The sequence below is a fragment of the Methanolacinia paynteri genome, from assembly GCF_000784355.1.
GTDB classification, from domain to species: domain Archaea; phylum Halobacteriota; class Methanomicrobia; order Methanomicrobiales; family Methanomicrobiaceae; genus Methanolacinia; species Methanolacinia paynteri.
The window spans coordinates 1,132-7,693 of record NZ_KN360945.1; the positions used below are offsets into that span (position 1 = coordinate 1,132).

Sequence of the window (6,562 nt, forward strand, 5' to 3'; positions counted from 1 at the left end):
GAAGCGGTTCGAAACTGTTGAAAACCGCAGACCTGCCAAGAATTTTCACGATCCTCTCTTCAGGGATCTCGCCGTATTCGAGCGCCATCGCGGAGACCTGGTTCGCAATAACGTCGGCGGCATTCTCCGGGATCACCACGTCTTCGCACTCGTTCGACATCGCCTTCTTCGCAATCACGAGCGACTCGACAAGATCGTCGAAGCCGGTTGCAAGTATAGTCCCTCTCGAAACCGTGTCCAGCCTGTGCCCCGCCCGCCCGACACGCTGGAGGAGACGCGAGACCTCACGCGGAGAGCCGAACTGGAGGACATGCCCGATATGGCCTATGTCGAGCCCGAGCTCCATCGAGGACGTGCAGATCAACGCCTTCACCTTCCGGTTTTTGAACTTCTCCTCGGCCTCGATCCTCACCTCCCTCGAAAGCGAGCCGTGGTGCACCTCGACATCCCCGCGATCGAAGAGCTGCTGGCCGAGCGCCTCCGCAGTGGTGCGGGTGTTGACGAATATCAGGACGGACTCGTTCTTATCGATAAGTTTCGATACGAACTTCGCCTGCGACGAAAACTCGCCTCCCGCGTACTTCACGTCGATGGAAAGCCTCGGGGCCGAAGGGATGTTCACGAGATGATACGGCCGGTCCCCGCAGAGGAAACGGGTGACATCTTCCGGATTTCCGACAGTCGCCGAGAGGGCGATCCTCTGGAACTCCCCTGCCTGTTCGACGATCCGTTCGAGTGCAACCGAGAGCTGGGCGCCCCTCTTGCTTCCGGCAAGCTCATGGATCTCGTCGATAACGACATACCTGACACTCTTCAGGTGCTCCCTCAGGTTCTTTCCCATGAAGAGTGCCTGGACGGTCTCGGGTGTGGTTATCAGGAGGTCGGGCGGATTTTTCGACTGGCGTGCCCTCTCCGCCTGTGTCGTATCGCCGTGACGGACGCCTACGGTCAGGCCGAGCTCTCCGCACCACCATTCGAGTCTTGAGAGGATGTCGCGGTTCAACGACCGGAGTGGAGTGATATAGAGTGCACGGAATCCCCTGCCCCTGTTCTCATCCCTGAGGAGCTTGTGGAATACCGGAAGCATCGCGCTCTCGGTCTTTCCCGTTCCTGTCGGTGCGATGCAGAGCGTATGATGCCCCTGCATGATCGGCGGTATCGCCTCCTCCTGGGTGTCGGAGAGTTCTTCGAAGCTCCTTTTGTCGAGAAGCTTCCGGATCTCCGCATCAAGCATATCAATCGCTTTTGGCAGCGATGATCCCCCCTATGGTATCGATATATGTCCCGTCCGCGAGGAAGACGTCGGCGGTCTCCTCTTTAATGCACCTAGAAAGAGGGCTCAGCCCGCTCTTCTTCATTTCGCAGACGTCCATTCCTCCCGCAAGCTCAAAGAACGCCGGGGCGAAGAGGACGCGGGTTCCCGGCCGGAGACCTTTCATATCGAGCAGTTCATCGTCGATCTCCGCGAGGACGAATGACGGGACACCTCTCATGAAGCAGCCGACTTCGTCGTAAAGATGAACGACCGGGTGATGATGCCCCACGACGATCAGGCCGCCGGTAATCTCAGGGGATGGAAAAGTATGTCCGTGCATATAGCCGGTATTCCTGATCATGCAGCCTGTCTTCGGGAGGAGTTCGTCTTTGCGAAGAAACAGCTCGATTCCCACGTCGTGGTTTCCGGGAAGAACCTTCAGGTCGATCTTCGCCCTGATCGCATCAAGGATCTCGGGCATCTCCCTCTTCTCCTGCCACGATGTGACCGGAACAGAATCCTTCACGTCCCCGAGTAGCAGGAGGAGATCAGCGCCCGAGACATCTATGCAGTCCAGCAGCCTCCGGAGCCTTTCCGGGGTATTGCTCATGATATGAACGCCCTTCCTGGACAACTCGGACTCCGCCCCGAAATGTGTGTCAGCTACGACAAGTATCCTCAGGTCGTCCTCTTCGACGACAAACGCAGGGCCCTCCGGGAGAAATTCGGGTTTCATACTACTGATAAAAATAAAATAACCAAACGGCTACAGCCGCCTTATGTACCCGCCGGCAGGGAGATAGCACTCGCCATCCTCCACAAGCGATCCTATTGTTCTTTTTATATCCGCTTCGCTTAGTCCGGACGATTTACAGGTATTAATCAGATCTTCGACCAGCATTCCCTTTTTACCTGAATTGATATCAATAATCTCCAGTATCTTCTCCGAATAGTCGGGGCTCCCGGGAGAGCCGGAGCCGTCCTCTCCTGAAGATGAAGATTCGCAGACCGCATCAAAAACACGTTCTACAAACCCAGCGTAGCGGCACATATCCTTCAGGTCCGGTTTCGCATTTTCATTATCAAGAGATGTCTCCATCCTCTCTATAGTATCCCGGAGGACAGCACATGCCCATGAATCCCGGGCACTCCTGTCCACGGGAATTACCGCTTCGGCAATAATGTGCATCCCGCCGTCAGCAGTCGCCTTCCCCGTAACAGATACAAACGAGGGAACCTCTGCTCCTGCAAGAGACCTGCCTGTTGATGAATCCTTTTTCCCGCCGTCCACAAGGAAGACACCTGTCGGATCCGAAACTCTCGCAGTAACCTTCCCTGAAACACGGGATGTTTCAACCCCGGAAACAGCTCCTGCAACACTGACCGTATCGAACACCTCCCCGAGAGGCGAGATGCAGCCACCGGCACCAGACTCTGCCGATTCGTTGAATTCAAAGGCGAACAGCCCTTTTGCAGGATGCAGCATACTTAAAATAAATCTCCGGAGTTACAAATAAAATCTTACCCGTCATGCAATAATAGGATCGATGATGCCATAATAAATCAAAACAAAACCTAAAGACATTGCCTGAATAATACAGCATTATACACCACTGATACAGCATTACCTTTTGAGAGGTCATAGCGGATGGACGAGAACAATACGATATGGACGGAAAAATACAGGCCGAAGACCCTTGACGACGTTGTCGGGCAGAAGGAGATCGTCGCACGCCTGAAATCATATGTCAAAACCGGCAGCCTGCCACACCTCCTCTTCACGGGCCCGGCGGGGATCGGCAAGACAACCTCGGCGGTCGCCCTCGCCAGGGAATTCTTCGGGGAGAACTGGCAGGTCAACTTCAGGGAGCTGAACGCATCGGACGAGAGGGGAATCGATGTGGTACGAAACCAGATCAAGCAGTTCGCACGGACGGCGCCGATGGGCGGTGCGGAGTTCAAGATCCTCTTCCTCGACGAGGCCGACGCACTCACGAACGATGCGCAGGCGGCGCTAAGGAGAACGATGGAGAACTACGCGTATACGTGCAGGTTCATCCTCTCGTGCAACTACTCGTCGAAGATCATCGATCCCATCCAGAGCAGGTGCGCAATATACCGCTTCAGGCCGCTCGACAGGGAGGCGGTAACCGAGGAGCTCAACAGGATCGCAAAGACCGAAGGGCTCAGCATAACCGAAGACGCCATGAGTGCAATCATCTACGTTGCACAGGGCGACATGCGAAAGGCGATAAACGCACTCCAGGGCGGAGCGATCATAAGCCCTGAGATAAAAGAGGAGATGATCTACGAGATCACGTCGACCGCAAGACCGGACGAGATCAGGGAGCTTCTCAGTATAATAATGGACGGCAACTTTAATGCCGCGGAGCACAAACTGAACGGGCTCATCACGGGGAGGGGGATCGCCCCGCTCGAACTTCTCAACCAGTTCTACAGGACTCTCATAGACAACCAGGAGATCGACAGAAAGCTGAAGGTCGAGATGATCAGCCATCTCGGAGATGCTGACTTCAGGATCAGCGAGGGGGCGAACCCGAACATCCAGATGGAAGCCCTGCTTGCAAAGTGCATTCTCAGCGCAGAGAACAGCGTCAAATAAGGACGGAGAACCAGGAGGATTAACAGGTGGCCGAAGAAGAAGAGGTAAAGATAACCGATAAGGCGGGAGACTGGAACCGCTTTTTAAAGAAGCATTACAAGGCGGAGCTCGGCGAGATCGCAAGGGAGTTCCCGCACAAAAAATCTCTCGTAATCGACTATCGCAAGCTGGAGAAGCACGGAAAAAAAGGTCTTGAGCTCGCAGACGAGCTCCTCAGGAACCCGGGGAAGGTCATCGAGGATGTCAGGGACGCGGTAAAGAACTACAACCTGATCTTTACCCGTGACGAAGAGGAAAAGGCCGACTACATCAATATCAGGTTCATCGGGCTCCCGAAGAAGGTCGCGGTAAGGGACATCAGGGCGGACGATATCAATACCTACATCTCGGTCGAGGGTATCGTCAGGAAGGTCACCGAGGTCCGGCCCCGCCTGACCTATGCCGTCTTCCGGTGTCTCCAGTGTGGAACGCTCACCCCGCCCATAAAGCAGGGCTATGGAAAATTCCAGGAACCATACAGGCCGTGCACCCAGTGCGAGCGGCAGACCAAGATGGAGATCGTCCCGTCGCTCTCGAAATTTGTGGACGTCCAGAAGATACGAATCCAGGAGTCGCCCGAGGGTCTAAGGGGCGGAGAGCAGCCTCAGACGATCGACGTGGACGTGACCGACGATCTCGTCGCACTTGCCGCACCCGGCGACAGGATAATAATCAACGGAATCCTGCGATCGATCCAGCGGGTGTCCTACGGGAACAAGAGCTCCCTCTTCGACATCTACATCGAGGCGAACTCGATCGAGATGGGCGAAAAGGAGTTCGAAGAAGTAAACATCAGCGACGAGGACGAAAAGGCGATCGTAGAGCTGAGTAAGGATCACGAGGTCTATCGGAAATTTGCAAGCTCGATCGCACCGTCCATCTACGGAAACGAGGAGGTCAAGGAGGCGATATCGCTGATCCTCTTCGGCGGTATCATGAAGGAGCTGCCCGACGGCAGTCACCTCAGGGGCGACATCCATATGCTCCTCGTAGGTGACCCGGGTATTGCAAAGTCGCAGATGCTGAGATATGTCATAAAGCTCTCGCCACGTGGAATATATACGAGCGGAAAGTCCTCGACATCCGCAGGTCTCACTGCAACGGCCGTCAAGGATGAGTTCGGCGACGGAAGGTGGACTCTTGAGGCCGGAGCTCTCGTCCTTGCGGACATGGGTATCGCGGCAGTGGATGAGATGGACAAGATGGCGAGGGAGGACCGGAGTGCACTTCACGAGGCGATGGAACAGCAGTCGATCTCGATCGCGAAGGCCGGAATCACCGCCACCCTGAAGTCGAGATGCGCACTGCTCGGTGCGGCGAACCCGAAGATGGGACGGTTCGACGAGTACGCACCTATGGCCGAACAGATCAACATGCCGCCGTCGCTCCTCTCCCGTTTCGACCTGATATTCGTCATGAAGGACCAGCCCAACGAAGCACTCGACCGTGCGATCGGTGAGCATATCCTGAAGTCGCACAGGGTCGGAGAGCTGATCGAGCACATAAAGAAAGAGCCGATCGAAGGTGTCGATTCGGACTACATCGAGCAGGCGTTGAAACCGGTCACGCCGGAGATCGAACCGGGGCTGTTCAGGAAATACATCGCATATGCAAAGAGGAACTGCTTCCCGATCCTCACCGACGAGGCAAAGGAGCAGCTCATGCACTACTACCTCAACCTGAGGGGTCTTGCCGACGAGAACAAACCTGTCCCTGTGACTGCAAGGCAGCTCGAAGCACTCGTCAGGCTCGGGGAGGCGAGTGCCAGGCTCAGGCTCAGCAAGAAGATCGAGGGAGAGGACGCAGAAAGGGTCGTCAGGATCGTAGACCGTTGCCTGAAGGACGTCGCATACGACCCGAACAGCGGCACATTCGACATCGACAAGCTCGTGACCGGCATCCCCAAACAGAGGCGCGACATCATCAGGGAGATAAAGGAGACTATCCGCAGCACAGCCGATGAATCCGGATATGCAAAGATCGATGTCGTCATCGAGACCATGGAGCAGAAGGGCCACCACAAGGACGATGTAAGGAAGAGGATCGACGACATGCTCCGGACCGGAGAGGCGATGGAGCCGAGGCACGGAATTATCAAATTAATATAGATAAGAAAGCAAAAGAAAAAATCAATATTCGTGATAATATGGACGATAAGATACAGGCCGCATTCGAAGCGGGAATAAAACTCGGGGCTCTCTACCACCAGTGGGTAGGAACGCCCATCTCGCCTGAAACCGCACATACCGTAGAGACTGCGATCGAGAACGCCGTCGGGCTCCAGCCCTTTGTAACGGATATAAAAGTCAGGATAGATACCGGACTAATGGTCCTAAACTCCTTCGGCTACAGCGAACTCGCCGGAAAGATGTTCGACGTCTCGATCACCACGAAGGTCGGCGATGCAGTATGCCGTGCGAAGCTCGCACTCGAGAACGAATACCCGCTGATGAAGATTCTCAGCATAGAATGAAACAATAAAACCATGAAACCCCCGCAGATCCCCATAACCGACGACCACATTCACATCGATCCCGTGAACGGCCGCGGGATGGAGGCGGTAAAAGATTTCAAAAGATCCGGCGGGACACATATGTTCCTTGTCACAAAGCCGTCGTGGTCGCACGGGATCACTCCCACACGGG

General features: G+C 55.2%; 6 protein-coding genes. 3 read left to right on the plus strand and 3 right to left on the minus strand.

Annotation, left to right across the window (positions count from 1 at the left end; genetic code table 11):
* From METPAY_RS15590 to METPAY_RS13815, 3 genes are all read right to left on the minus strand, one after another.
* Window positions 1–1,234 (minus strand): DEAD/DEAH box helicase (locus METPAY_RS15590; RefSeq protein WP_048153174.1); only part of this gene is annotated, 1,234 nt, incomplete at its 3' end.
* 1 nt (window position 1,235) lies between these two features.
* Entirely contained in the window at window positions 1,236–1,991 is a 756-nt protein-coding gene (locus METPAY_RS13810; RefSeq protein WP_048153148.1) for a metallophosphoesterase, read from the minus strand.
* A 30-nt stretch (window positions 1,992–2,021) separates the two neighbouring features.
* Window positions 2,022–2,741: a hypothetical protein gene (locus METPAY_RS13815; protein ID WP_048153149.1), complete on the minus strand. Its 720-nt coding sequence runs from the start codon at window positions 2,739–2,741 to the stop codon at window positions 2,022–2,024.
* 162 nt (window positions 2,742–2,903) lie between these two features.
* Between METPAY_RS13815 and METPAY_RS13820 the strand changes: the two genes are divergently transcribed.
* The 3 genes from METPAY_RS13820 to METPAY_RS13830 are packed head-to-tail and all read left to right on the plus strand — an operon-like array spanning window position 2,904 to window position 6,390.
* A complete protein-coding gene (locus tag METPAY_RS13820) occupies window positions 2,904–3,878 on the plus strand; it encodes a replication factor C small subunit (protein WP_048153150.1) in 975 nt (324 codons plus the stop codon).
* Window positions 3,879–3,904: 26 nt separating this feature from the next.
* A complete protein-coding gene (locus tag METPAY_RS13825; protein WP_048153151.1) occupies window positions 3,905–6,025 on the plus strand; it encodes a minichromosome maintenance protein MCM in 2,121 nt (706 codons plus the stop codon).
* A 38-nt stretch (window positions 6,026–6,063) separates the two neighbouring features.
* On the plus strand, window positions 6,064–6,390 hold the full coding sequence (locus tag METPAY_RS13830; protein WP_048153152.1) for a dihydroneopterin aldolase family protein: 327 nt from the start codon (window positions 6,064–6,066) through the stop codon (window positions 6,388–6,390).
* The last annotated feature ends 172 nt before the right edge of the window (window positions 6,391–6,562 follow it).